The organism is Streptomyces sp. NPDC002018 (assembly GCF_042890865.1).
GTDB lineage: Bacteria > Actinomycetota > Actinomycetes > Streptomycetales > Streptomycetaceae > Streptomyces.
Genome location: NZ_JBIASO010000041.1, coordinates 1 through 23474, shown reverse-complemented (window position 1 = coordinate 23474; position 23474 = coordinate 1). Strand labels below are relative to the sequence as shown.

Sequence of the window (23474 nt, the reverse complement as noted above, 5' to 3'; positions counted from 1 at the left end):
CCAGCGCACGGCCAGGGGCGCCGTAAATCATGCCGTCCGGACATGTACCTCCGGAGGCCCCGGCACCCGGCACCACCCACCCACCGCACCCCGCCCCGCGAGGCGCGCGCCGCACCACGCGCCTCGCCAGGAAACGCACCCGCGGGAGGGCCGGGGCGGGCCCGCCCGCGGCTGACCGGGTCCGGAGGGCCGGAGGCCCGGACACCGGAGGCCCGGACGCCCGCAGGCCCGGACGCCCGCAGGCCCCGCCTGCCCGTCAGCCCTTCGCGACCGAGTAGGAATGCGCCCCCACCCCGGCCAACGCGCCCTTGTCCACGATCAGATACTCGTCCCGCAGCGGCGTGCCCGCGAACCAGGACTCCAGGATCTCCCTGGTCCCCGCCGCGTACCGCGCCTGCGCCGAGAGCGAGGACCCCGAGATGTGCGGGGTCATGCCGTGGTGCGGCATGGTCCGCCAGGGGTGGTCGGCCGGCGCGGGCTGCGGGTACCACACATCGCCCGCGTACCCGGCGAGCTGCCCGCTGCGCAGCGCGCGGTCGATCGCGTCACGGTCGGCGATCTTCGCTCGGGCGGTGTTGATGAGATACGCGCCGCGCTTCATCGTGGCGATCAGCTCGTCCCCGAAGAGGCCCTCCGTCTCGGGGTGGAGAGGCGCGTTGATGGTGACGACGTCGCAGTGCGGGACCATCGCGGCGGCGCTCTCGTGCCAGGTCAGCCCCAACTCCTGCTCCACGGACTCCGGCAGCCGGTGCCGGTCCGTGTAGTGCAGGCCGACGTCGAAGGGGGCGAGACGGCGCAGCACGGCGAGCCCGATACGGCCCGCGGCCACCGTGCCGACCTGCATGCCCTCCAGGTCGTACGAGCGGGCGACGCAGTCGGCGATGTTCCAGCCGCCGTCCAGGACCCACTGGTGGGAGGGCAGATAGTTCCGAACGAGCGACAGCGTCATCATCACCACGTGCTCGGCGACGCTGATGCTGTTGCAGTACGTGACCTCGGCGACGGTGACGCCCTTGGCGATGGCGGCGTCGAGGTCGACATGGTCCGAGCCGATGCCGGCGGTGATGGCCAGCTTGAGGTTCTCGGCCTTCGCGATCCGTTCGGCCGTCAGATACGCCGGCCAGAACGGCTGCGAGATGACGACATCGGCGTCGACCAGTTCCCGGTCGAAGACCGAACCCTCGCGGTCCTTGTCGGACGTGACGACCAGGGTGTGCCCCTGGGACTCCAGATAGGCGCGCAGGCCCAGTTCACCCGAGACACTCCCCAGGAGATGGCCGGGGGTGAAGTCGATGCCCTGCGGCGTCGGGGTGGTCTGGCCGCCGGGATAGTGGTCGATCCTCGGCAGGTCGTCCCGGGCGTAGGTCTTCGGGTATCCGTCGACCGGGTCGTCGTACAGCACACACAGCACCTTTGCCATGACTGCGGCTCCTCGTCCGTTGCTGCGGGAAGGTGTCTCCACCCTGCTCGGGAGTGGTGCCCATGGTCAAAATGAACCTTTCTATGTCGGGATAGGGACCGGCTATCCCGGTGGTCCCGCGGGGCGCAGATAGGTGTCGAGAAGCTGGTCGAGCGCCTCCCGCACGCCCGCTTCCCTGGCGATCTCCAGCAGGGCTCTGGCCAGTACGGGTTCCGGGGTGCGGTCGGCGATGACCAGTCCGACCCGGGGGCCGTGCGCCGGGTGTTCCAGCGGGATCACCCGCATGCCGTCGGGCACGCCGAACATATGGAGCCAGGCGTGCGAGATCACGCTGGACCACCGTCCTGCCGTGAGATGGGCGTACAGGCCGGCGACGGAGTCGGTCTCGATCGCCGGGACCACGGCGGTCACCCCGTCCGCCGCGAAGTACTCGTCCATGATCAGCCGGTTGCGCATCTGCGGGGAGAGCAGACAGAGCGGCAGTTCGGCGATCTCCGCCCAGCCCGCGGCCCCCTGCCCCTTCATCGGCCCGTCGTGCGGTGTCAGCAGCAGATAGCGCTCCTCGTACAGCGGGGTCCTGCGGACCTGGCCGAGGCTCTCGTCGTCCAGATAGGTGAGCGCGATGTCCAGCTCGAATTCGGCCAGACGCTGGGTGATCTCGCGCGAGGAGAGGGAGTCCAGCGAGACGCGTGCCTGAGGGTGCCGTTCCACGAACGGTGTGGTCAGCAGCGAGGCGGCGGTCAGCGCGGTCGGTATGGCGCCCATCCGCAGGGTCCCCGCGAGTCCGCCGCGCATCGCCGACAACTCATGGCGCAGGGCGTCGCGTTCGGCGAGGATCCGGTGCGCCCAGAGCAGCACGCGCTCGCCCTCGGGCGTCAGTCCCTCGAAGCGGCGGCCCCGGCGCACGATGGGCACGTCCAGCTCGTGTTCGAGCTTTCTGATCGCGGCGGACAGCGAGGGCTGGGACACATAGCAGGCCGCGGCGGCGCGAGCGAAGTGCCGTTCCCTGGCGAGTGCGACCAGGTACTCCAACTGACGCAGCAACATCGCTCGCTCCCTGCTCTCCGGGACCGTTCCCGGGGACGGTTCTCACATGGCGACGAGAGTCACCTCGGTGGCCTTGACACTGGTCCATACGGATATGCCGTCGGCCAGGGCGAGTTCGGCGGCGGCCTCGGGCGTGATCTCGGCGACCAGGTCCGGTGCCTCGTCCGAGGTGATCAGAACGCGCAGCCGGCTGCCGAGCGCGGTGATCTCCCTGACCGTTCCCGGCCAGACGTTACGGGGACTGCCGGCCGGCCGGTCCCGGTGTACGGAGACGGCCTCGGGCGCGATGACGGCCAGCGCCCCCGCGCCGTCGGCCAGCGGCTCGGCCACGATCAGCCGCCCGCCCGCCGCCAGTTCGAGTCCGCCGGGGCCGAAGGTGCCCGGCCAGGCGTTGCGGCCGAGCATCCGGGCCACCCAGGGTGAGCGCGGATGGCGCGTCACCTCGGCGGGCGGCGCGTCCTGGAGGGCCAGCCCGTCGTCCAGTACGAGGACCCGGTCGGCCAGCGCGATGGCCTCGACCGGATCGTGGGTGACGATCAGACAGACCCCGCCGAAGCCGTCGAGATGGCCGCGCAGGGTGTGCCGTACCTGAGCGCGGGTGGTCTGGTCGAGAGCGGCCAGCGGCTCGTCCAGGAGCAGCAGCCGGGGGCCGGCGGCGAGGGCGCGGGCCAGCGCGACCCGCTGTGCCTGGCCGCCGGAGACCTGGTGCGGCCTGCGGTGGGCGAGTTGGCCGACACCGAGCCGGTCGAGCCACCGCTGGGCGGCGCGGCGGGCCTCGGCCCGGCGCACGCCCTGGGCGCGCAGCCCGTACGCGGTGTTGGCGAGCGCGCTGAGGTGCGGGAAGAGCGCGCCGTCCTGCGGGACCCAGGCGACACCCCGGCGGTGCGGCGGCAGCGGGGTGACATCCAGGTCGCCGAGGCGGAGTTCGGCGTGGGCGCGCGGGGTGAGACCGAGGAGGGCCCGCAACAGGGTCGTCTTTCCGGCTCCGTTGGGGCCGACGACGGCGATGGTGGTGCCGGGTTCGGCGTCGAGGGTGAGCCGGGTGAAGCCGGTGACCTCGGCACGCAGCCGCCAGCGCTCCTGGGCGGCGGAAGGTCCCGCGGCTTCGGCGGCTTCCACGGCGGCGGATCCGAGGGCGCCGACGGTTCCGCCGTCCTGCGGCGCGTCCGCTCCGCAGGACGATCCGCCGGACTCGGGACCGGGACGGGGCACACGGTCGACGGCGCCGGTGGTCCACCGCCCGCGCAGGGCGATCAGCACGGCCATGGCGATGGCCAGCAGCAGCAGCGAGACGGAGGTCGCGGCCTCGGGCGATTCCTGGAGCAGCAGATAGACCTGGAGCGGCAGGGTCTGGGTGGTGCCGGGGAGATTGCCCGCGAAGGTGATCGTGGCGCCGAACTCGCCGAGCGCGCGGGCCCAGGTCAGCGCGGCGCCCGCGGCGAGACCGGGAGCCACCAGGGGCAGGGTGACGGTGAGGAAGACCCGTACCGGCGAGGCGCCGAGTGACGCGGCGGTCTCCTCGTAGGCGGGCCGCAGCCCGGCGAGGGCGCCTTCGAGGCTGATGACGAGGAACGGCATCGCGACAAAGGTCGAGGCGACCACGGCGCCCGCGGTGTGGAACGGCAGGGTGAGCCCGAAGGTCCCCTCCAGCCAGGGGCCGAGCAGCCCGCGCCGCCCGAAGCCGAGCAGCAGGGCGACACCGCCGACGGTGGGAGGCAGCACCATCGGCAGCAGGACCAGCGTGCGCACCAGCGTCTTGCCGGGAAAGCGCACCCGCGCCAGCAGCCAGGCCAGCGGCACCCCGAGGACCAGGGAGAGCCCCAGCGACCAGAAGGAGACCAGCAGCGACAGCCGCAGTGCCTGGACCACTTCGGGGCTGGTGAGATGCGTACCGAGGTCGCCCCAGGAGGTACGCGCCAGGATCCCGATCAGCGGCAGCAGCAGAAACGCGATCGCGAGGAGCGCGGGCACCGCCAGTACGACGGGGGCGCCGGGACCGCGGGTGCGGGTGCGGGGACGGGAGCGGCTCATCGGGTTCCTGGGCTGAGGGCCGGGGGCCGGGGGTCGGCCGGCGTCGGGAGGTTCGGCGGGCATCGGGGCGATGGCGTGATGGCGTGATGGCGTGATGGCGTGATGACAGGCTTGTCCGGTCCCGCGCCCCGGACAAGCCCTGTCACACGGCGGATCTCATCCGGCCGGTGTACGCGGACGCGCGGCGAGGGTCACGGCTTCTGGAATCCCGCGTCCTGGAGGATCTTCTGCGCCTCGGGGCCGCTGAGCCAGGTGACGAACGCCGCTGCCGCCGCGCTGTGTTCGGACGCCTTGAGGGTGGCGGCCGGGTACGCGGCGATGGCGTTCTGCGCGTCGGGGATCTCCACGGCGTCGACCTTGTCGGGCGCGGACTCGGCGTCCGTCCGGTAGACGATGCCCGCGTCGGCCTCGCCCAGCTCCACCTTGCTCAGTACGGCACGGACGTTCGGCTCCTCGGAGACCGGCTTCACCGTGACCTTCCGCGCTTCGAGGACCTGCCTGCTGTAGCGGCCCACCGGTACCTCGGGCGCGGCCAGGACGACCTTCAGCGCGGGATCGGCGAGGTCCTCCAGGTTCTCGACCTTCTCGGGGTTGCCCTCGGCGGTGGCGATCACCAGCCGGTTCCTGGCGATGATCGTCGGGGCACCGGTGTCGGCCTTCAGACCGTCCATGGTCCTGGTGTCGGCGGTGACCAGCGCGTCGGCGGGAGCGCCCTGCTCGACCTGGGCGGCGAGTTCCTGCGAGCCGGCGAAGGAGAACGTCACCTTGGTGCCGGGGTGTTCCTTCTCGTACGCGGCGCCCGCCGTCTTGAAGACGTCGGTCAGCGACGAGGCGGCGAGCACGGTCAGGTCCGCGCCGGGCGCCGCGCTCCCCGACCGCCCGGCCGAGGGGGTGGACTCCCCGTTGCCGTCGTCACCGCCGCCGCATGCGGCCAGCGGCAGGAGGAGGGCGGCGGAGACGAGCGCGGTGGCGGCGCGGCGGCGGGTGAGGGCGAAGGACATGAGGCTGGACTCCTTGGCGGTACGGGCCCGGGAGGGCACGCGAGTGGACGGTGAGAGGAGCACCGGGAAACAGGAGCGCGGAGGACGGGGCCGGTCCGGAGCACCCGGGCCGCCTCCATCACGGCGGTGAGCCGCCGGACACCGGACCGCCGCACCGTCGTGGCGCGGCGGAGCGGCTCCCGCCCCGGGTTCGTGGCGGCTCGACGGGCCACACCCGGTCAGGCGCGGTCGATGTGCACGCTGGTGGACTTCACCCGGGCGGTCGCCTGCATACCGACCTCGAGCCCCAGTTCCTCGACGGCCTCCCGGGTGAGCAGGGAGACGAGCCGGTGCGGCCCCGCCTGGATCTCCACCTGGGCCGCGACATCGCCGAGGGTCACCGCCGTGACAATGCCCGGGAAGGCGTTGCGGGCCGAGGTGTACGAGACGTCGTCCTCGCCGTTGCCGCCCTGCGCGACCTCGACGGAGAACGCGGCGAGTGCGCGGCCCTCGACAAGACGGCGACCCCCTTCGTCCCGATGGGTCGCGACCCGGCCGGCGTCGGCCCAGCGGCGAACGGTGTCGGGACTCACCCCGAGAAGCCGGGCGGCCTGACCGATGGTGTAGGACTGCATGTGCGACAAGATAGGCCGTTCTCCCTCGCATCTACAATCCTCACGGCGGATCATCTCTCGCAGATGCGACTTGACCACAAGGAACGTCCGACCGAGGTCGTACGGCTCGGGCGACACGCCCGGCAAGGCGCTCGCGGCCGTCCCGGGGCATGCTCCCTCCCCGTACCGGTGTCCCCCGTACCGGCACGGTGAAGTCGCCGTACCGGCTCAGCGCTTGACGGCCCGCAGGAGCACGAACTTGGGATCGCTCGCCACGGTCTCGCAGTTGCCGAAGAGCCGCCGCAGCTTGAGGTGGTAGCCGAGGTGCCGGTTGCCGACGACCCACAGCTCGCCGCCGGGCCGCAGCGCGGCGCGCGACCCGGTGAACATGCGCCAGGCCGTGGCGTCCGTCGTCGCCTGGTGCGAGTGGAACGGCGGGTTGTTCAGCACCAGGTCGACCGTCCCCGCCGGTATCTCCGAGAGGGCGTCACCGAGCAGGAACTCCGCCGGGGTGGCGGCGTCGGCGTTCTCACGGAAGGTGGCCTCCGCCGAGGCCACCGCGGAGAACGACTCGTCGATGAAGGTCACCCTGGACGCCGGGTTCTCCAGTGCCGCCGCCGTGCCGATCACCCCGTTGCCGCAGCCGAGGTCGACCACATGCTCGGAACCGGAGCGGCGCGGCAGATTGCGCAGCAGGAACCGGGTGCCGACGTCGAGCCGTTCCGCGCAGAAGATCCCCGCGTGATTGACGACGGTCCGGCCCGACACGGCGCCGAGTCCGTCGGGCAGCGCGTAGCTGAGCGGCCAGGGGCTGGGGGTCCTGGCCCGTCCCTCGGCGGGTTCGCAGAAGACCAGCCGCGCCTTGCGCACCGCGAGCGAGGTCCTGGTCGGGCCGAGGATCCGCTCGAACAGTTTCAGCGTGGAGGTGTGGATCTCGGTGACCCGTCCCGTGGCGATGACCACCGTCCCCGGGTGCACGGCCGGTGCGAGCCGGTGCAGTTGGTCCTCCAGCAGCGCGAGGCTCTTGGGGACCCGGATCAGCAGTACGTCGATCCGGTCCGGCGGGGTGTCCCGGGCGGACCGCAGCCGTACCGCCTCGGTGTCGGCGCCGCCGCGCCGCAGATTGGCGCGGGTCGCCCGCTGGGTGAGATACGAGTCGGTGATCTGCACCAGGGGTTCCGGGCGGAACTGGTCGAGCCGGTGGACGGCGAGCGCCGTGGTCAGGGCGCCCCACCGGTCCCCCAGGACGACGACGGTGCCCGAGAGGTCCGTCGGCCCGGTGGTGTCGGTCCCCGCGAGATGCCGCAGCAGATATTCGTCGGCGGTGTCCCACGCGCGCAGGGTGTCGCGGGGCAGTTCGGGGAATCGGGTGAGGCCGAACTCGCCCCAGGGTGTCGTCAAACGGTTCATCGTGCTCTCAGGCTAGCCGCCCCGGCGGAGGGTCCACGACACAAGGATCACGCGTTGACGTGCGCGGACCGTCGCGCGTCAACCGGTGGGACCCGGTCAGGCCGGGGCCCGGTCAGGCCGGACCGGGCCCGCTCAGGCATCACCGGCCGTACGGGGCGGGCCCACCCGGGACGACGGGCCGGCGGTACCGGTCCGCCCCGCCGGGCGGCGCGCGTGGTCGAGGGCGGCCTGCGCCTGGTCACGGGTGAGCACCGCGGCGAACTCCGTGCGGGCGATCTCCAGGACGACGTCGGCGTCGGCGGGCGGACGGGGATCGTCGCGCAGGGCGATGTCGGCGGCGGCCCGCGCCAGCAGATCGTCGTCGGGGGACGCCCCGGGCTGGGTCATGGTGCGCAGGACCTCGTGCCACAGTCCGGCCATCGCGTCAGTCCCCTTCGTCCGCGGCGGTGTCACCCGGTGGGACACCGAGGGTGGCGAGGGCGTGGTGGACCAGTTCGTCGGCCAGCCGCCGGCGGGAGAACGAGCCGCTGTCCCGGGCCCAGTGCGCCATCAGTTCGTTGACGGCCCCGATGAGGGCGACCATGGCGAGAGTGTGGTCACGCCGTACGGCCTCGCCGCGCGCGACGGCCCGTTCCGCCTCCCCCGTGAGGAAGCCGGCCCACAGGCCGCGCCACAGGAGCCGGTGATCGTCCAGCGCCTGCCCCGCCCCGACGACCTCGATGAAGGCGATCCGGGTGGCCGCGGGGTCGACCGTGACGGCGTCCACATAGGCGTGGGCCAGGGCCGTGATCCTGTCGCGGGTGCCCGCGCTCTCCGCGGCCGGATCGCTGAGCACCGTCAGCACGGCTTCCATGCCCGCACGGGCCACCTCGTTGTGCAGCGCGATCAGCAGGGCCTCACGGCTCTCGAACTCCTCGTAGAACGCGCGCAGGGAGACCTGGGCGCCGGCGCAGATCCGCTCGGTGGAGGTGGCGGTGTAGCCACGGGTGGTGAACAGGCCGAGCGCGGTGGCGAGCAGCCGTTCGCGGCGCCGCGCCCGGCGGTCCTGGCTCGTGTCCGCCGTCTCGTCCCCGTCCGGCGGCGGATGGCCGGTCCCGTCGGTACGGGAGGCCCGCCGCGCCCGCGCGTTCCCGTCCGCGTGGGCGGCCGGGGAGGTGCCCGTACGCGATGTGTCCGTACGGGCTTCCTCGGGGGGTGTTCCCGCGCGGGATCTCCCCGTACGGGCTGACGACATGTCCGCGGATTCCCCGCCTGCGTCCATCCGACCTCCCGAATCACCCCGCGAGCGCGCGGTGTTGTCGCCGGTGAGAACTCCTGTCGAGCATGCCACGCACAGCGGGCCGACAGGTACGGTTCCGCATTTGTCAGGACCACCCGAATGCCCGTCCCGCCGGGCTGCCCGCCCGCGGGGACGGAATGCTCGTGCTCAGCAACCGTGCCGCGGCACCCACCACACGGAGCGAGAGGGGCCGTTCATGACCACCCCCGCCGACCGGGCGGCACACGGCAGGGCCGCGCGCAAGGACGCCACACGCTCCTCGCACGGGCTGTGGATACCGGCGGCCGACCGGCTCGATCCGCTCACCGTGCTGACCAGGCAGCTCGCCACGCGCGTGCCGGAGCTGCTGCCCGCGCGGTACGAGCGGATGGCCGCCTCGCCCTACGCCTGTCTGCGCGGCGCCGCCGCCGTGATGGCCGCCGATCTCGCCACCCAGCCGCGCTCGGGGCTGACGGTGCAGCTCTGCGGGGACGCCCATCTGCTGAACTTCGGCGCCTTCGCCTCCTCCGACCGCGCCCTGCTCTTCGATGTCGACGACTTCGACGAGACGCATCCGGGCCCGTTCGAATGGGATGTGAAGCGGCTCGCGGCGAGCATCGCGGTGGCCGCCCGTGACAACGGGCAGTCCGACATCGAGGCGCGCGGGGCCGTCCACGCGGCGGCCGAGGCGTACCGCACGTCGATGCACCGGCTGGCCGGTCTGGGGGAACTCGACGTCTGGTACGAGCACATCGACACCGCGGACATACTGCCGCTCGTGCGCTCGGGCCGGCAGAAGCACCTCGACGGGGATGACGCGGCGCTCGCCCGGCCGCGCACCGCCCTGCGGGCGCTGGAGGAGCTGACCTGCCTGCCGGACGGGCAGCGCAGGATCGCCCCCGACCCGCCGCTGCTCGAACCGGTGGGGCGGCTCGACATGGCCATGCTCCGGCGCATCTTCATCGGTTACCGGTCCACGCTCCCGGAGGAGCGGCGGACCCTGCTCGACCGGTACCGCTTCGTGGACGCGGCCCGCAAGGTGGTGGGGGTGGCCGGTGTCGGCCTGCGCTGCCACATCGTGCTGCTGGCGGGACGGGACACCGACGATCAGCTCCTCCTCCAGATCAAGGAGGCCGAGAGGTCCGTGCTGGAACCTCATCTCCAGCCGAGCGCCTACGCCCATCAGGGCCATCGCATCGTCGCGGGACAGCGGCTCCTCCAGACGGGGGGCGATCTCTTCCTCGGCTGGGTCACCGGCCCCGAGGGCCGCCACTTCTACTGGCGCCAGTTGCGCGACACCAAGGCCCCCACCACGGTCGAGGATCTGTCGCCGTCCCTGCTGTACGACCAGGCGTGGCTGTGCGGCAGAGCCCTGGCCCGTATCCACGCGCGGTCGGGCGACCGGATCGCCATCGCCCACTACCTCGGCCACTCCGACCTCTTCGACCGCGCCATGGCCGACTTCTCGCTGCGCTACGCCGACCGGAACGCGGCCGATCACGCGGCGCTCGCGTCGGCGGTGGTGGCGGGCCGGATCCCGGCCGGACGTCCGGCGCCGGCCGGACGCCGCTGACGGACGCCGCTGACGGGCGCCGCAGACAGGACGCCGCATGTCCGGTTCAGCGTCCCGTGGCCTCCAGCAGCACGGCCGCCGCCTCGCGCGCCTGGAGCGCGGGCTCCGTGGTGTCGAAGACCGCGGCGGTCACCATGGCGCCCTCGGCGAGGAGCAGGAGCTGGTCGGCGAGGCCCGTGGGCAGCGCGGCGTCGGCCGCCAGACCGGTGAGATACCGCCGGAAGGCGAGTTTGTGCGCCCGTGCCTGTGCGGCGACCCGGGGCGAGGTGGCGCCGAGCTCGCCGTACGCGTTGATCCAGGCACAGCCGCGGAAGCCGGGCTCGCCGAACCACTGGTGGAGATGGTCGAAGACGGCGAGGATCCGCTCGCGCGGCTCCTGGTGGCGGTCCACGCGGTCGGCGAGCCGCTGCCGCCAGACGATGTCACGCCGGGCCAGATAGGCCTCGACGAGCTGCTCCTTGGCGGGGAAGAGCTGGTAGAGCCGCTTCAGCGAGACACCGGACGCGCCCCGGATGTCATCCATGCCCACGCTCCGGATACCGCGTGCGTAGAACAGCTCCTCCGCAGCGTCCAGCGCCCGCTCCCGCGCCGCCTCTCCGTCCACGTTCATCACTCCTTGACCCGAGAACCACCGTTCTCTACGGTAGCAGCGAGCGCGGAGAACGAGCATTCTCCGCCCGGCCCGCCCGATCAGCCTGACCCGTCCGACCCGCCCGGCCCATCCGGTACTACGCCCTGTTCACCCGGTACGCCCGTCCACCCACCCGAGGACATGCCATGAGCACTCGCCCGCCCGTGCCGCCGTTCACCCTCGACACCGCCCGCCAGAAGGTGCAGGCCGCGGAGGACGCCTGGAACACCCGGGATCCGAAGAAGGTCTCGCTCGCCTACACCGAGGATTCGCGCTGGCGCAACCGCGACACCTTTGTCACCGGCCGCGACGCCATAGTCGAGTTCCTGACGGGCAAGTGGGAGCGCGAGCGGGAGTACGCGCTGCGCAAGGAGCTGTGGGCCTTCTCCGACGACCGCATCGCCGTGCGCTTCCAGTACGAGTGGCACGGCGCCGACGGCCGGTGGTGGCGCTCGTACGGCAATGAGCTGTGGGAGTTCGACGGACACGGCCTGATGTCCCGCCGCGAGGCCAGCATCAACGACGTGCCCATCGAGGGGACCGAGCGCCGTATCCTCGGCCCCCGCCCCGCCTCGGAGCACGGCGTGCCGTTCCCGCTGCACTGAGGCGTGGGGGCCGCGTCGCCCGTCCGAGCCGCGTCGCCCGTCCGAAGAGAACGACGCGGCCGCCGCGGGCCGGGACCTGGAACAGGGCACCTGGACTTGGGCGGTGCGTTGCGCTGACGCGCCGAAGAACTCTCCGCGTCGCCCTGTGCGGGGGGGGCGGGCCTCGGATCTCCGGGGGACCGGAGAACCGGGCCCGCTGCCGCACAGACCGCCTGCGCGGTCATGAGTGGCCGGCCGCAGCGGCCACTGGCAGAGGCGGAGTGCTGCCGCGCCTTCGCATGCTGTCGTGCGAGGCGATACGCCCGGCAGGGAGCGGACGCCTGCGGGCGGCCATGGTGTCAGCTGGGCTGGTCTCCGGTGTAGCGGTAGATATTGCCGGCGGAATTGACGCCCCAGACAGTCCCGTCCGCACCCGCCCCGATATCGGTCAGCGCACCGGGAATCTGCACCCAGGGACTCGCATCGTTATTGGTGTAGCGGTAGATGTTCCCGCCCGCGTTCACCCCCCACACCGAGGTGCGGGAGCCTGCCGAGATCGCCTTCAGTCCGCCACTGATCTGCTTCCAGTGGCCGGTCTCCTGGTCTCCGGTGTAGCGGTAGATGTTCCCGGCGGAATTGACGCCCCAGACAGTCCCGTCCGCACCCGCCCCGATGTCAGTGAGCGCACCGGGAATCTGCACCCAGGGACTCGCGTCATTGTTGGTGTACCGGTAGATGTTCCCGCCCGCGTTCACCCCCCACACATTGGTCCTGGATCCCGCGGCGATCCGCACCAGCGCCCCACTGATCTGCTTCCAGTCGGCCATGCTGCCGACTCCTCTCCGCTTGGAAGTAGTGCAGGGGGACGCTCCCCAAGCGGAACGATTCTTCTGGCACACGGATATACAGAATGATCAGATTTTTTGTCCATAAGGGCACGTTTGCGGACGTGGTAGCCCCTTTGAGCTGGACTGATGCCGAATCGCAGGGCCGTCGGGCGACGCGAACTGTCGTCGCCTGTGTGGGTTATTCGCGGGTAGCACGTTGACGTGCGGGAAGTCGTACCGCTGCGTACGACCGCCGATGATCTGCGGTAGCGATCACTGGGATGGGACCGGCGCGGATGAGGGGTAGAGGAGGGCATCTCCCCCCTGCGACCTGGAGGTATGGCTTGTTCTAGGGTGGTGAAGTGAAGGGTGGGGCGGTTGCCGACTCACCGTTGAACCAGCACGGAGGGCTGTCATGACCCATCACCCATTCCGTTTCGGCGTCAGTCTGTTCAACGTGGGCTCCCGATCCGCCTGGCGTGATCGTGTACGCGAGGTGGAGGACCTGGGGTACGACGTGCTCCAGGTGTCCGATCACCTGGGCACGCCCTCGCCGTTCCCGGCGCTGGTGGCCGCGGCCGATGTGACAAGCATGCGGCTGGGCACGTACGTGCTCAATGCCGGCATCGTCAGCCCCGCGTATCTGGCCCGGGACGTTGCCGCCGTGCACCGCCTCACAGACGGCCGTCTGGAACTGGGGCTCGGCACGGGATACGTCCCGGACGAGTTCGAGGCCGTGGGCCTGCCGTTCGGGTCCGGAGGCGAACGCGTGCGGAAGCTGGAGGCGACCCTGGCCGCGACGCGGGGGCTGCTGGCCGCGGAGGCCGACAAACCGCTGCCACCGATCATGCTGGCGGGCTCCGGCGACCGCATGCTGCGTCTGGGCGCCCGCGAGGCTGACATCTTCAGTTTCTCCATCATGGCGGGGGTCACGGCGGGGGTGGCCCCGGAGGAAGCGTTCGCCCGTCGCGTTCAAGTGCTGCGCGAGGCCGCCGGCGACCGCTTCGACGACATCGAGCTGAACCTGTTCGTCGCCGCGGTGGGCGAGAGCGCGGACAAGCTCGACCTCACGATCATCCGCCGGGCCAGTGGCCTCGACGACACCCAGCTCAGTCAGTTGCCCGGCGTGCTGGTGGGCTCGGAGCGTGAGATCGCTGACCGTCTGCAGCGGTACCGCGAGGAACACGGCACCAGCTACATCAGCGTCCTGGAGCCGCACATGGCCGCGTTCGCCAAGGTCATCAAGCACCTGCGCTGACGCTCGGCCCCGGCTCACTCATGCCCGTACGCCCGAAACGGGTCTGCGCTCGCCGGCCGGGCTGCGCGCGTGGGCACCACAGCCCGGGGTGTGGTCGTGTCAGCAGGCCCAGGTGCGGGAGCGCGGGAAGGAGCCCGTGCTGCCGTTCTCCGCGAAGTCGCCGCGGACGCCGCGCGCTGCGCACACCACCCTGATGCCGACGCAGTTGGCGCGGCTGAAGAACGCGACAGGTGCACCGGCGGCGCCGTTGTCGAAGAGGGACTGGACGCGGGCCCCGGCGGACCAACCGCAGTTGCTGGTCCCTGATCGCCAGTCGGGGTCGTCGCCGGTCCAGGCGCGTACCTGTCCGGTCCCGTTGTCCCCGCTGTTGCCCGGTCTCGGACAAGTCCGGGTGAGGCATGGCAGTCGAGCTGCGGTGCCCGGACTTGAGTGAGAGGGGTCTCGCAAGGTCGTCTCACTCAAGTCCGGGCAAAAGGTCCTCTTGGTCAGATGTGGAGTGCGGACGGGAAGCCGGTCCAGCGCAGGTCCGCGGGCAGGTGCCGCATGTCATTGCAGAAAAGCACTGAGGACGGCTTGCCAGGTGCGTAGCGGATGGCCGTCAGAGCCGCGTTGGCGTGGTTGAGGCCCATCCAGCGCCACTTGGGCGCGTCGAGGGCGTCCCGGATCAGCCAGCCAATAAGGAAGTTGTGCGTGACAACCAGTTCATGACGGGGGCGATCCGCGTCGACGGGACCTGTGAATTCCGCAAGCGCCTCCCGGGCGAGCGCCGGCCCACGGTCGCTCTCCTCTTCCGAAACCTGGGAGAGCGGTCAGACATGACCCGTCGCAACGAAGTTAGTCGACCGGATTACGTTGACCTGCGCGGACTGGATTGGATGAGACGGTTGTGAGTCGGCGGTTTGCCTGTGTGACCTCTGGCAAGTGATCTTGACCGATTGCTGAGTCCACGAGTAGGCCGCGCTTGTGCTCGAATTCAGTCGCACCGGGATCGTCGGCCGCGAGAAGATCACGATGGTAGGAGCAGGACGTAAGGAGCCCAGGTGACCGGCCAGACAGCGAAGATCGCATCGCTCTGTAAGTGCGGCAGCGCGGCGGTGCGGCAGGTGAACCAGTTCATCAATCACGGTGAGTTGTGGTGGGATGCTGAGTTCTCTTGCGACAGCTGCGGCACCTATCTGTGCGAACAAGCCGGGCCGGGGACAGCTCCTGACGATGTGCGGGAGGCTCTGCTCGCGGCGCATGGCCCCGCCAGACTGCGGTTGGCCGAGCCGGTGTCCAGTCTTGTCCCGGTCCTGAAGGTCCTCCGCGAGGTCTCGGCCGTGTCGTTGTCGCAGGCCCGCGAGCTGGCCGAGAAACTGAGCCACGACGGTGTGGTGGGCACTCTGTCGGAGATGGAGCTTCTGAAGGCCCGGCTGCAACTCCGCGGGGTTCCAGTAGACATCGATAGGTAGCTCTGCTTGAAAGGCGTGGAGTCACTTACCGGTCGAGATCAAGTGGCAGAAACCTACTGGTCGTAAAGATCGCTTGGCAAACGGCCAGGATCTCGTACCAGAGGTCAGTGTGCGACGTCGCCCGGGAACTTCAGCTGCCCTGGGCAGGCTCTGCTGCGTCGAGCTGAAACCAGTCCTGGGTAACCATCCAGGACTGGTAGTCCAGGAAGATCCTTGCGAGGCCGTCCGACCGCTCTCGGATCGTGAAGTAGTCGCGGAGGAGCCGGTGGAGCGTGATCACCGCTGCGGCGTCGGCCTGCTTGTTGAGCGGGTGAGTCCAGCCCCCTGGAGTGAGGTGGCGGACGAGGAGGGGCCAGGTCAGGTCGTGGCCTCGGCCGAGGCGGACCACGAGCCACTCCTGGAACCCTGTGAGCATGCTCCACGAGCTTCCGGCGTCCAGGCCGAGGAGAAAAGCGGTCATCGAGGAGAAGGAGCCGTCGAGGCCGTGCCGGGCGGGCTCGCGACGCACCGCGGTCAGCAGGCCTGGTGCTGGAGCACGTTCGCATGGAAGGTCTGCTGGGTGGCGGCGAGGTAGTTTCCCGCACTGCGTTCGGAGTTCCTGGTCAATGTGTCCGGGTTCCTCAGCGGGTGGCTGGACATGTAGCGGTGAACAGTGCCGTAGGACACGCTGGCGTCGTGTTCGTCCAGCAGCCTCTCCCAGACCAGCCCGACCGTGGGAAGTTGGCCGGCATGCGTGGCGGCGTATTCGTCGAGGATGACGTCGATGGCGGGACCGACGCGTCCTTTGGCCCGGCCCTGGATGGCCGCGCGTTCCTTGCGCGGCGGAGGAATTGGTGAGGCGAGGGCCTGGCGGACCATGTATGGGCTCACGCGATGCCTCGCGGCCAACTTTCTGACGGACTGCTCTCCCGCTTGGACGTCCCGACGGATCGCTACGAAGAGCGCCGGCTTGTCCGCGCCGGCTGTGACACGACGCTTGGGCTTGTCCGGGGTCGGCCTCGCACGTTTCTGTCGCACCAGATCGGCCAGCACCCGTTCCAGTACCTCTTGTCGACGACCGGTGACTGCGGCGAGTCGGTCAGCGCGTGGCCGTTTCCCGCGCCCGAGGTCGGGTGGGCCGACCAGGCATCCACGAAGGTAGCTGGGCTTGAGGTGGTTCGCCTGGGCCAGTCGGCGGATGAAGGAGTCGGTTCCCTCTCCGAGTCGCAGTGAGACCTGGACGGGGAGCCGGACCAACTGTTCGGGCAGCGAATCGGTCACCGGGCGGCCGCCTTCTTCACCGGCTTTCTCACGGTTTCCGCGGCGTGGTCCAGGGGGATCTCGTCGAGTGCTTCTTTGGTCACGCGTTCGGTCCCGCCCAGGATCGCGTCGATTACGGCGCCCCGAATGGCGTGGGACAACGCTCCGATCATGCCGTCGGCCCGGTTGTGGAGGTAGCGGTCCAGCTTCACCAGACTGCCCTGCGGGTGGTCGTGCAGGAGCATGGTCTGTTCCATGGTCGCGACCAGGCCCTTCCACTCGTCGCCGTAGGGGAACGGGCGGGTGGGGACGAGGGTGAAGCGGCCCGCGATCTGGGCGCCCCGGGTGCCGGTGAGGAGTTCGCTGGTCTCCAGGCCGATACCCGCATAGACGAACGTCGCGGGGATGCGCTCGGAGAAGTACTTCAGGGTGTCAGAGACCTCACCGCCGGCCCGCGTGACCTGCGAGAGGTTGTGAATCTCGTCGACCAGCACCATGCCGGTGCAGGAGTCCGTGCAGACCCCGACCACGGCCTCGATGATGTCCGTCATGTTCGACCGGAGACGGACCGGCAGGCCCAGGAACCGCGCGAACTCGGCGGCGACCATGCGGGCGGTCGCGGCTGGCGGGACGGTGATGTAGAGCACCGGGATGCGGCCGGCGACGTTCGGGTGACGGGCCTGGTCGAGGAGTTCATGGGCGAGCCCGAGCTGGGTGATGGCGCTGGTCTTGCCCGTGCCCGGCAGGCCGGAGACCATCAGGCCGCGGCGGGCGCTGATCGCGTGCCGGTTGAGCAGGACCAGCCGACGGCCGCAGACCACCGTCTTCTCGACGAACGAGCTGGCGACTACGAGCATCCGCGCGTGATGGTCGAGCCGGTCCTCGTCGTAGAGGGTCCGCTCTGCCGGGGACAGCCTGCGCAGTTCGTCGAAGGACAGCCGGACCGGGGGTTCGGGCGGGCCGGCGGCGAACGTCCGCCATCCGTCGAGGGTGGTGAGTTGGCGGTTGGCCGCGGCATCGGCCTCGTGCAGGGCGGTTCGGCGGCCTGCCGGTTCGGGGTTGGTCACGGACGTCTCCAGGGGTTGGCGAGCGGGTCGAAGAGACCCAGCGGGATGACCTTGGCCAGCTCGATGTCCGGCTCTTCGTCCGGCGTGGGCTCGGCGGCGGGTGTGTCCGGGATCGGTCGGTCGGCGGTGGTGGCCCGGGTCCGGGCGGCGACGCGGCGCGAGCGCTTGGCCGCAGGACCCTTCTCCGGTGCGGGGCCAGCGTGGGCCCGCCGCAGCAGGGCGGCGGCGTCCGCGATCTGTTCCTCGGTGCCGTCGGGGACCTGCTCGCAGGCGTGGTCCCAGCCCAGTTCCCCGAACGGGACACCGACGCGGCGAAGGTGCTTCCAGAACACGGTGATCCACCGATCGCCCTGGCGGTCGCGTACCCAGATCCGGGAAATGTCGTAGGGGTCGTAGTGGATCTCCCACAGACCCTTCTTCTCTGCCACCCCGGAGTGCTGGCGGCGCAATGGGCCCAACTCGACGTCGTCGTAGGTGTGGTGCTTGATCCGGATGCCGTAGGCGTTGATAGCCTGCCAGCGTTCGGGCAGTAACTCGAGGTAGTCCTCGCCGTTCAGCGGAACCGAGACGTAGCCGCAGGACTGGAGCAGCATCGCGTACTTCTCGTTCGGCGAGAACGCCCGCCCCGGTGCCTGCGGATCACGCAGCCCGCCATGCGGCCTGGTTTGCCAGACCGCGATGATCCATTCGTCGAGAAGGTTCTGCAGCTCGGGCAGCGACCACAGCGGCCCGTCGTCCAGCTTCCGGCCGCGGCGGTCCGTGGTCGAGCCGGTGTAGCCCGCGACGAACTGGGCGAACAGTGTGGCCACCGAGCCCAGGGTCTTCTCGATCGTGCCCTTGTCCGTCGGGGTCGCCTTGTGGGCCGGCTGCAAGTTGATGCCCAAATACCGGCAGGACGCCCGGAAGTTGTTCGAGATGAACACCTTGCCGTGGTCGCAGACGATCGTCTCCGGAACGATCACCGGCCGTGCCGCCGCGTGCTCCAGGCGCTCGTCCATGCTCAGCAGCCGCCGGTGCGGCAGCACCGAACGGGACATCAGCAGGGCTTCCGACCAGCCCGGTCGCATCACCTCCGGGGTGACACTGCGGGCCAGCAGCGCGGAGGCGTCGGCAGACTTCGACGACCCGCTATGACGCAACGGCGGCTCGACCCGCGGCCGGGCACAGCCAAGGAACGGTGTTGCCCCCGCCTGCGATGGTCACTAAGGTCGGTCAGGTGACTGCCGGGTCGGCCATGGGCCACGCACGAGTGAGGTTCCCGGCCTCGGCGTGACCACGAGGCGGGCAAGAGGCCCGCCCCTTCTCCGTGTCTTAGCTCCCGGCGCCCGCGTCCGGCGCCCCATTCCAGCGGATCTCAAGACCGGAGACACACCACTGATGTCCTATGACCAGCAGTACCCGCATGAGTCCGAGCTGCCGACGGCCGGCGTCCAGCTGAACCACACTGCCATCTACGCAAGCGACCGGCACTTGTCTGCCGAGTTCCTCGCCGCGGTCCTGGGCTTGAAGGTCGGCGCCCCGTTCGGGCCGTTCCTGCCCGTCGGCCTTGGCAACGGCGTGACCCTCGACTACTACGAGAAGAGGAACGAGCCGATCCAGTCGCAGCACTACGCCTTCCTCGTCCCTGACGAGCAGTTCGACGCCGTTATCACCCGTCTGGAGGCGGTCGGGGTCACCTACTACGCCGACCCCAGCCACACTGAACCCGTGCAGATCAACCGTCTATTCGGTGGTCGCGGCGTCTACTTCGACGACCCGGACGGTCACAACATGGAGGTCATGACTCGGCCTTACGCCCGCCCTTAGGACCCGACAGGGCTGTCATCAGGGGGCGCCCTGGGTGAGGTCCTTGATCCAGATCATCGAGGCGCGCAGGTGAAGTCCGGCGAGGCATAGCTTCCGGGGTCTTGTCGTACCGGGTGGCGATGCCTCGCCAGGCCTTCAACTTGATGATCAGGCGCTCGACGGTGTTCCTCTCCTTGCAGAGGCCGGTGTCATGGCCGACGGGCCGACCGCCCCTGGAACCCTTCTTCTTCCGGCTGGCGGCCTGGTCCGACTTCTCCGGGATCACTCCCTTGATGGCGCGTCTGCGCAGGTGGGCCCGGTTGCCGCGGGAAGAGCAGGCCTTGTCCCCGGCGACCGCGTCCTGCCGGGTGCGGGGGCGGCCGACGGGCCCGCGGACCCGTATCCTGCCCAGCACAGGGATGAACTGCGCGCTGTCCGCGGCCTGTCCAGCGGTAGGACGAACGCCAGCGGGCGGCACTTGCGGTCGGCGGCGAGGTGGACCTTGCTGGTCTGCCCGCCCCTGGAACGTCCCAGCAGGGCGGCCTTCAGTCGGAGCTTTCGCCGGCGCCAGACGCGCCGTCGCTCCTCCCGTTCGGGATCGCTTTCGACGTCCTGCCCGTTCTGTCCTTCGCGGCCGCCCCCTTTGACCTGGCTTTCTCCTCCTCGGCGGCAGCCTTCTCCCGCGCGGTGATGACGTCCTGGTCCAGGTGCATCCCGGCGGCGTCGTGGCGGGCCCGCGCGGTGGTGGACTCGATGCTGACCAGGGACAGGTCCACCTCGCCCCGCCTCGCGGCCTCCGCGATCAGCCCTTCCATCAGGGCCTCGAACACACCCACGTCACGCCACTGCCGGAAGCGGTCGAAGACAGTCGACCAGGCACCGAACTCCCGCGGCGTCTCCCGCCACTGCCCGCCTGTCTTGCAACCGCCAGATCACACCCTCGAACTGCTGCCGCAGCCGCTCGGGGTACGGCCCGTACCCGCCGATCGGCAGGTACGGGCCGATGAACTGCCACTCCCCATCCGTCAGTTGCACTCACGTCACGCAAAACGATCTACCGGTTCGGACCCCGCCGCAAAGGTAAATCCCACAGATAGATCACAACCCGATACGCGCCCCAGCCCTGCGGTAGCGCGACAGCCACCGCATGTTCGCCATCAGCACCGGATCAGGAATCCCGGCCCGTTCGAACTCCCAGTCCACCGCCCGGCAGGCCCTCTCCGTGGCCGCGAACGCTCGGCTGCCGCGTCGTCAACGCGGTCCGAGGCCCGCACATCGAACCACCCTGCCGCGTCCGTTCGCCAAGCGCACGAGGTAGTCCGGCGCGTGCCGCCGCCCTCGGGCACCGTCATGCCAGTGCAGCCAGGCTGGCTGCGAGGAGATGCCCCCTGACCTGCGGATCGGCATCCAGCAGGATCAGCCGATCCCGCTCCGGCCACGACTCGTAGCCGATGTGCCCGCCGGTCGTGGCGCAGAAGTACCAGCCCGCGAAGCTCTCCCCGCCCTTGGCCAACGGAACGGACGCACCGCCTCCGCGTCCTCAAAGCACACATCCCAACAGGCCCTCAACGACCGCCGAACCTGTACCGCGTCCTCCAGAACCTCAGCTCGAAAGCAACGAGATCCGGATCCGCGTACGCCTCCGCGAGCTGCCCCGCCCCCACCCCTGACCACCCGCACTCCGTACTGATCAACTTCGATGGCACAGGACATACTGACCTGTCGCAGCGAAGGTTGAGCGATTCTCATGAAGTTTGAGTGGCGTGGGTCACTCTTGTTCATTGGGTGCTGCGGACGATCCCCGCAGCGGTGCGCCCTTCTGTGAAAACAGCTTGAGGCTTGCTATTCGTGCTGGAGTGGTGGCGCCTTGTCGTCAACGGATGGGCCCCATACTTGAGATCGCGAACCACCTGCAAGGGTCGCGTTCCAAGTGGCTGATGAAGAACACCAGTTCAGAAGATCGTGATTGCGATCCGCTGCTGGCCCCCATGCGGGGGCCGCGCAGAACGAAGCACGTTAGAGGTGTGTTACCAGTCCCTGAACGGCCTCGACGCAGTTAGCCAGATAGTTCCCGTCCACGCGGACACGTTTCCCCATGACGTCGAATCGACCGGACCGCTGCGCATAGAACGGGCACCCGCGGGCGAATGCCACAACGCCCGTAGTCTGGAAGTCGCGGATGTCCACGACTCCCTTCTCGACCTTGTCGAAGGTGAACATCTCGGGGTGGTCCTCCAGCACCCCCTCAATGTCATCATCGATGGACCGAAGTACCGCGGCGTACGCCGACGCCGATCCCATGTACTGGGTCAGCCGATTCTTCGCGATGAGATGGACCTTCGGCAGTTCACGATCGGCTGCCTGCAGGCGGGTGGCAAAGGCATACGTTGAGTAGATCTCGGACGGCAACTTGAGCCCGTAGATCAGCGAGAAGGCGTTCTGGATCGCTCGCCGTGACGAGTCGTCGGCCATGACCGGCAGCACCAGGCGGTCGGCAGCAGACAGCGCGATCTGGGTGTAAATCGAGAATGAGGGGTTGGAGTCGATGAAGATCGTGTCGTACTTGTCCTCCAGTGTCTCGATCAGGTCGCTGATCCAGTCGATTACTTCGAGCCACGAGTTAGTACCTGGGATCTGAGTATTCGCCAGGGTGGAGATGGCGTTGCTCTGGAGCTCCAGAAGAGGATCACCGGCAATCAGGTCCACGTTCTCGGGGATCGTCGGGTTGAAGTCGTGCGGCGTCGAGATGTAGTCGCTCGGCGTTACGACCGGCATGGTGAATGGCGACGGCAGTCGCTTCTCGAAGTAGCCGCCAAGGGTCTTACGGGGGATCTCGCCCTGCTGCGCGAGCAGTCGGAAACTGCCCTGATTGGTAAGGCCGCCGAACAGCAACTCGCTGAGGTTGGCCTGAGGGCAGACATCGATCGCGAGGACACGCTCATCGGGGTGCTGGTTCGCGTAGAAGCACAGTGACTGGAAGACGAGGCTGGTCTTCCCGGTGCCGCCCTTATTGTTCCAGTAGGCGTAGACCGTCATAGATGTTTCCTCCCAGCCCGATCGAGGACGCCCGGATGCGTCCATCGGGTACTCATAAATGTACCTCATGGGCTCGCACTACGTCCATTTTGGACGCAAGGACGGCGGGGCGGCTGTGGCGTGGGTCACTCTTGTTCGATGTGGGTGATGCCTCGTTCGAGGTCGAACAGTACGAAGCGGTTCCGGATGGACTGCTGCGTGATCGGCGGGTGCGCTTCCTGGGCTTCGGCTCTTCGTCCTGCGGTCCGGCGTGGGCGCGGGTCAGCAGGGCTGCGGCAGCCTCCGCGATCTGCGCCTCGGTGCCCTCGGGTAGTCCTCGGGCGGCGTGATCCCAGGCCAGCTCGCCGAAGGGAACCGGGGTGTGGCGCAGGTGCTTCCAGGTGGCGTCGATCCACGCTTGGCCGTCGTGGTGGTTGCGTACCCAGATCCGGGAGATGTCGTAGGGGTCGTGGTGGACTTCCCACAAGCCCTTCTTCTCCGCGATGCCGGAGTGCTGGCGGCGGATCAGGCCAGGGCCGTCGTAGGTGCGGCGCTTGATCTTGATGCCGTAGTCGTTCACCGCCCGCCAGACCGATGGCAGGAGCTCGATGTAGTCCTCGGCACTGAGCGCGACCGGGACGTAGCCGCATGCCTCGACCAGCGCGGCGTACTTCTCGTTCGGCGTGAACGACCGGCCTGGGTGCAACGGGTCGCGCAGCCCGTCGTGTTCGCGATGTTGCCACTTCGCGACGAGCCATTCGTCGAGAAGCTCCTGCAACTCGCGCAGCGACCACAGTCGTCGCCTGTCCAGGTTGCGGCCGCGGTGGTCGGTGCTGCGGCCGGTGTAGCCGGCGACGAACTGAGCGAAGAGCGTGCCGACGGAATCCAGCATCTTCTCCACGTGCCCCTTCTGGAACGGGGACGCCTTGTGCGTGGGCTGGAAGTCGATCTCCAGAAAGCGGCAGGACGCCTTGAAGTTCCGGGAAATGAATGCCTTGCCGTGATCACAGACGATCATCTCCGGCACGATAACCGGCTTCGCGGCCGCGTGCTCCAGGCGTTCGTCGATGTCCAGCAGCCGCCGGTAGGGCAGCACCGATCACGACATCCGCAGAGCGTCCGCCCAGCCCGGCCGCATCAGCTCGGGGGTGACCGTGCGGGCCAGCAGCACGCTCGCGTCGACCGACTTAGACGTCGTTTCATTTGGTGAGTCGGCGGTAGTTGATGAGGGCTGCGGCTATGCCGACGAAGGCGAGGAAGTGTTCGGCTTTGCGTTCGTAGCGG

20 protein-coding genes and 4 pseudogenes are annotated in these 23474 nt (G+C 69.5%); 5 read left to right on the top strand and 19 right to left on the bottom strand.

The features are described from left to right. Nucleotides 1-256: 256 nt before the first annotated feature. From ACFYYH_RS34055 to ACFYYH_RS34020, 8 genes are all read right to left on the bottom strand, one after another. On the bottom strand, nt 257-1420 hold the full coding sequence (locus tag ACFYYH_RS34055; RefSeq protein WP_388559679.1) for an NAD-dependent formate dehydrogenase: 1164 nt from the start codon (nt 1418-1420) through the stop codon (nt 257-259). 102 nt (nt 1421-1522) lie between these two features. Beyond that, the gene (locus ACFYYH_RS34050) at nt 1523-2467 is read right to left on the bottom strand and encodes a LysR family transcriptional regulator (RefSeq protein ID WP_388559676.1); all 945 of its coding nucleotides are present in this window, start codon (nt 2465-2467) and stop codon (nt 1523-1525) included. A 42-nt stretch (nt 2468-2509) separates the two neighbouring features. Further along, nucleotides 2510-4498, bottom strand: coding sequence for an ABC transporter permease (locus ACFYYH_RS34045; protein WP_388559673.1), 1989 nt, complete (start codon nt 4496-4498; stop codon nt 2510-2512). Nucleotides 4499-4689: 191 nt separating this feature from the next. Continuing rightward, nucleotides 4690-5499: a molybdate ABC transporter substrate-binding protein gene (gene modA, locus ACFYYH_RS34040; RefSeq protein ID WP_388559670.1), complete on the bottom strand. Its 810-nt coding sequence runs from the start codon at nt 5497-5499 to the stop codon at nt 4690-4692. 218 nt (nt 5500-5717) lie between these two features. Next, nucleotides 5718-6113, bottom strand: a complete 396-nt coding sequence (locus ACFYYH_RS34035; protein ID WP_388559667.1) for a molybdopterin-binding protein — start codon at nt 6111-6113, stop codon at nt 5718-5720. A 207-nt stretch (nt 6114-6320) separates the two neighbouring features. After that, nucleotides 6321-7502, bottom strand: a complete 1182-nt coding sequence (locus ACFYYH_RS34030) for a methyltransferase (protein ID WP_388559665.1) — start codon at nt 7500-7502, stop codon at nt 6321-6323. Nucleotides 7503-7634: 132 nt separating this feature from the next. Next, nucleotides 7635-7922 carry a hypothetical protein gene (locus ACFYYH_RS34025; RefSeq protein ID WP_388559662.1) on the bottom strand — a complete coding sequence of 96 codons (288 nt, stop codon included), beginning with the start codon at nt 7920-7922 and terminating at the stop codon, nt 7635-7637. A 4-nt stretch (nt 7923-7926) separates the two neighbouring features. Next, on the bottom strand, nt 7927-8736 hold the full coding sequence (locus ACFYYH_RS34020; protein ID WP_388559659.1) for a TetR/AcrR family transcriptional regulator: 810 nt from the start codon (nt 8734-8736) through the stop codon (nt 7927-7929). A 241-nt stretch (nt 8737-8977) separates the two neighbouring features. Between ACFYYH_RS34020 and ACFYYH_RS34015 the strand changes: the two genes are divergently transcribed. Then, nucleotides 8978-10333, top strand: coding sequence for a DUF2252 domain-containing protein (locus tag ACFYYH_RS34015; protein ID WP_388559656.1), 1356 nt, complete (start codon nt 8978-8980; stop codon nt 10331-10333). A gap of 46 nt (nt 10334-10379) precedes the next feature. Here ACFYYH_RS34015 and ACFYYH_RS34010 read toward each other — a convergent pair whose 3' ends face one another. After that, entirely contained in the window at nt 10380-10937 is a 558-nt protein-coding gene (locus tag ACFYYH_RS34010; RefSeq protein WP_388559682.1) for a TetR/AcrR family transcriptional regulator, read from the bottom strand. A gap of 173 nt (nt 10938-11110) precedes the next feature. On the opposite strand from ACFYYH_RS34010, the gene ACFYYH_RS34005 reads away from it, so the two are divergent. After that, complete coding sequence (locus ACFYYH_RS34005) at nt 11111-11569, top strand: nuclear transport factor 2 family protein (protein WP_388559653.1); 459 nt, start codon at nt 11111-11113, stop codon at nt 11567-11569. A 338-nt stretch (nt 11570-11907) separates the two neighbouring features. Here ACFYYH_RS34005 and ACFYYH_RS34000 read toward each other — a convergent pair whose 3' ends face one another. Beyond that, entirely contained in the window at nt 11908-12375 is a 468-nt protein-coding gene (locus ACFYYH_RS34000) for a tectonin domain-containing protein (protein WP_388559650.1), read from the bottom strand. Between the two features lie 415 nt (nt 12376-12790). Here ACFYYH_RS34000 and ACFYYH_RS33995 point away from each other — a divergent pair, with 415 nt between their 5' ends. Continuing rightward, nucleotides 12791-13633, top strand: a complete 843-nt coding sequence (locus ACFYYH_RS33995; RefSeq protein ID WP_388559647.1) for a TIGR03621 family F420-dependent LLM class oxidoreductase — start codon at nt 12791-12793, stop codon at nt 13631-13633. A gap of 485 nt (nt 13634-14118) precedes the next feature. Here the strand turns inward: ACFYYH_RS33995 and ACFYYH_RS33990 are convergent. Further along, nucleotides 14119-14418 (bottom strand): annotated as a pseudogene (locus ACFYYH_RS33990) (histidine phosphatase family protein); the annotation flags it as partial. Nucleotides 14419-14673: 255 nt separating this feature from the next. On the opposite strand from ACFYYH_RS33990, the gene ACFYYH_RS33985 reads away from it, so the two are divergent. Next, on the top strand, nt 14674-15084 hold the full coding sequence (locus ACFYYH_RS33985) for a hypothetical protein (RefSeq protein WP_388559644.1): 411 nt from the start codon (nt 14674-14676) through the stop codon (nt 15082-15084). Nucleotides 15085-15214: 130 nt separating this feature from the next. On the opposite strand, the gene ACFYYH_RS33980 is transcribed toward ACFYYH_RS33985, so the two are convergent. The 4 genes and pseudogenes from ACFYYH_RS33980 to ACFYYH_RS33965 all read right to left on the bottom strand — a co-directional run. Then, entirely contained in the window at nt 15215-15592 is a 378-nt protein-coding gene (locus tag ACFYYH_RS33980; RefSeq protein ID WP_388559641.1) for a hypothetical protein, read from the bottom strand. Nucleotides 15593-15597: 5 nt separating this feature from the next. Then, the gene (locus ACFYYH_RS33975; RefSeq protein ID WP_388559637.1) at nt 15598-16344 is read right to left on the bottom strand and encodes a hypothetical protein; all 747 of its coding nucleotides are present in this window, start codon (nt 16342-16344) and stop codon (nt 15598-15600) included. After that, nucleotides 16341-17390 (bottom strand): ATP-binding protein, encoded by a 1050-nt coding sequence (locus ACFYYH_RS33970; protein WP_388559634.1) that lies wholly within the window; start codon nt 17388-17390, stop codon nt 16341-16343. The genes ACFYYH_RS33975 and ACFYYH_RS33970 overlap by 4 nt, the downstream gene beginning before the upstream one ends. Further along, nucleotides 17387-18514 (bottom strand): annotated as a pseudogene (locus tag ACFYYH_RS33965) (Mu transposase C-terminal domain-containing protein); the annotation flags it as partial. The pseudogene ACFYYH_RS33965 and the gene ACFYYH_RS33970, both read right to left, overlap by 4 nt. A 253-nt stretch (nt 18515-18767) precedes the next feature. Here ACFYYH_RS33965 and ACFYYH_RS33960 point away from each other — a divergent pair. Next, nucleotides 18768-19196, top strand: coding sequence for a VOC family protein (locus tag ACFYYH_RS33960; protein WP_388559631.1), 429 nt, complete (start codon nt 18768-18770; stop codon nt 19194-19196). 18 nt (nt 19197-19214) lie between these two features. On the opposite strand, the pseudogene ACFYYH_RS33955 reads toward ACFYYH_RS33960, so the two are convergent. From ACFYYH_RS33955 to ACFYYH_RS33940, 4 genes and pseudogenes are all read right to left on the bottom strand, one after another. Continuing rightward, nucleotides 19215-20210: pseudogene (locus ACFYYH_RS33955) on the bottom strand (IS5 family transposase). A gap of 313 nt (nt 20211-20523) precedes the next feature. Next, nucleotides 20524-20688, bottom strand: a complete 165-nt coding sequence (locus ACFYYH_RS33950; RefSeq protein ID WP_388559628.1) for a hypothetical protein — start codon at nt 20686-20688, stop codon at nt 20524-20526. A 503-nt stretch (nt 20689-21191) separates the two neighbouring features. Further along, nucleotides 21192-22211, bottom strand: a complete 1020-nt coding sequence (locus ACFYYH_RS33945; RefSeq protein ID WP_388559626.1) for a ParA family protein — start codon at nt 22209-22211, stop codon at nt 21192-21194. 65 nt (nt 22212-22276) lie between these two features. Next, nucleotides 22277-23385: pseudogene (locus ACFYYH_RS33940) on the bottom strand (Mu transposase C-terminal domain-containing protein); the annotation flags it as partial. Between the last annotated feature and the right edge of the window lie 89 nt (nt 23386-23474).

Excerpts from the sequence above, each read along its gene's own strand:
- ACFYYH_RS34005 (WP_388559653.1), top strand. The coding sequence starts at position 11,111 with ATGAGCACTCGCCCGCCCGTGCCGCCGTTCACCCTCGACACCGCCCGC.
- ACFYYH_RS33995 (WP_388559647.1), top strand. The coding sequence starts at position 12,791 with ATGACCCATCACCCATTCCGTTTCGGCGTCAGTCTGTTCAACGTGGGC.
- ACFYYH_RS34045 (WP_388559673.1), bottom strand. The coding sequence starts at position 4,498 with ATGAGCCGCTCCCGTCCCCGCACCCGCACCCGCGGTCCCGGCGCCCCC.
- ACFYYH_RS34025 (WP_388559662.1), bottom strand. The coding sequence starts at position 7,922 with ATGGCCGGACTGTGGCACGAGGTCCTGCGCACCATGACCCAGCCCGGG.
- ACFYYH_RS34055 (WP_388559679.1), bottom strand. The coding sequence starts at position 1,420 with ATGGCAAAGGTGCTGTGTGTGCTGTACGACGACCCGGTCGACGGATAC.
- ACFYYH_RS34035 (WP_388559667.1), bottom strand. The coding sequence starts at position 6,113 with ATGCAGTCCTACACCATCGGTCAGGCCGCCCGGCTTCTCGGGGTGAGT.
- ACFYYH_RS34030 (WP_388559665.1), bottom strand. The coding sequence starts at position 7,502 with ATGAACCGTTTGACGACACCCTGGGGCGAGTTCGGCCTCACCCGATTC.
- ACFYYH_RS34050 (WP_388559676.1), bottom strand. The coding sequence starts at position 2,467 with ATGTTGCTGCGTCAGTTGGAGTACCTGGTCGCACTCGCCAGGGAACGG.
- ACFYYH_RS34015 (WP_388559656.1), top strand. The coding sequence starts at position 8,978 with ATGACCACCCCCGCCGACCGGGCGGCACACGGCAGGGCCGCGCGCAAG.
- ACFYYH_RS34020 (WP_388559659.1), bottom strand. The coding sequence starts at position 8,736 with ATGTCGTCAGCCCGTACGGGGAGATCCCGCGCGGGAACACCCCCCGAG.
- ACFYYH_RS34000 (WP_388559650.1), bottom strand. The coding sequence starts at position 12,375 with ATGGCCGACTGGAAGCAGATCAGTGGGGCGCTGGTGCGGATCGCCGCG.
- ACFYYH_RS33945 (WP_388559626.1), bottom strand. The coding sequence starts at position 22,211 with ATGACGGTCTACGCCTACTGGAACAATAAGGGCGGCACCGGGAAGACC.
- ACFYYH_RS33960 (WP_388559631.1), top strand. The coding sequence starts at position 18,768 with ATGTCCTATGACCAGCAGTACCCGCATGAGTCCGAGCTGCCGACGGCC.
- modA (WP_388559670.1), bottom strand. The coding sequence starts at position 5,499 with ATGTCCTTCGCCCTCACCCGCCGCCGCGCCGCCACCGCGCTCGTCTCC.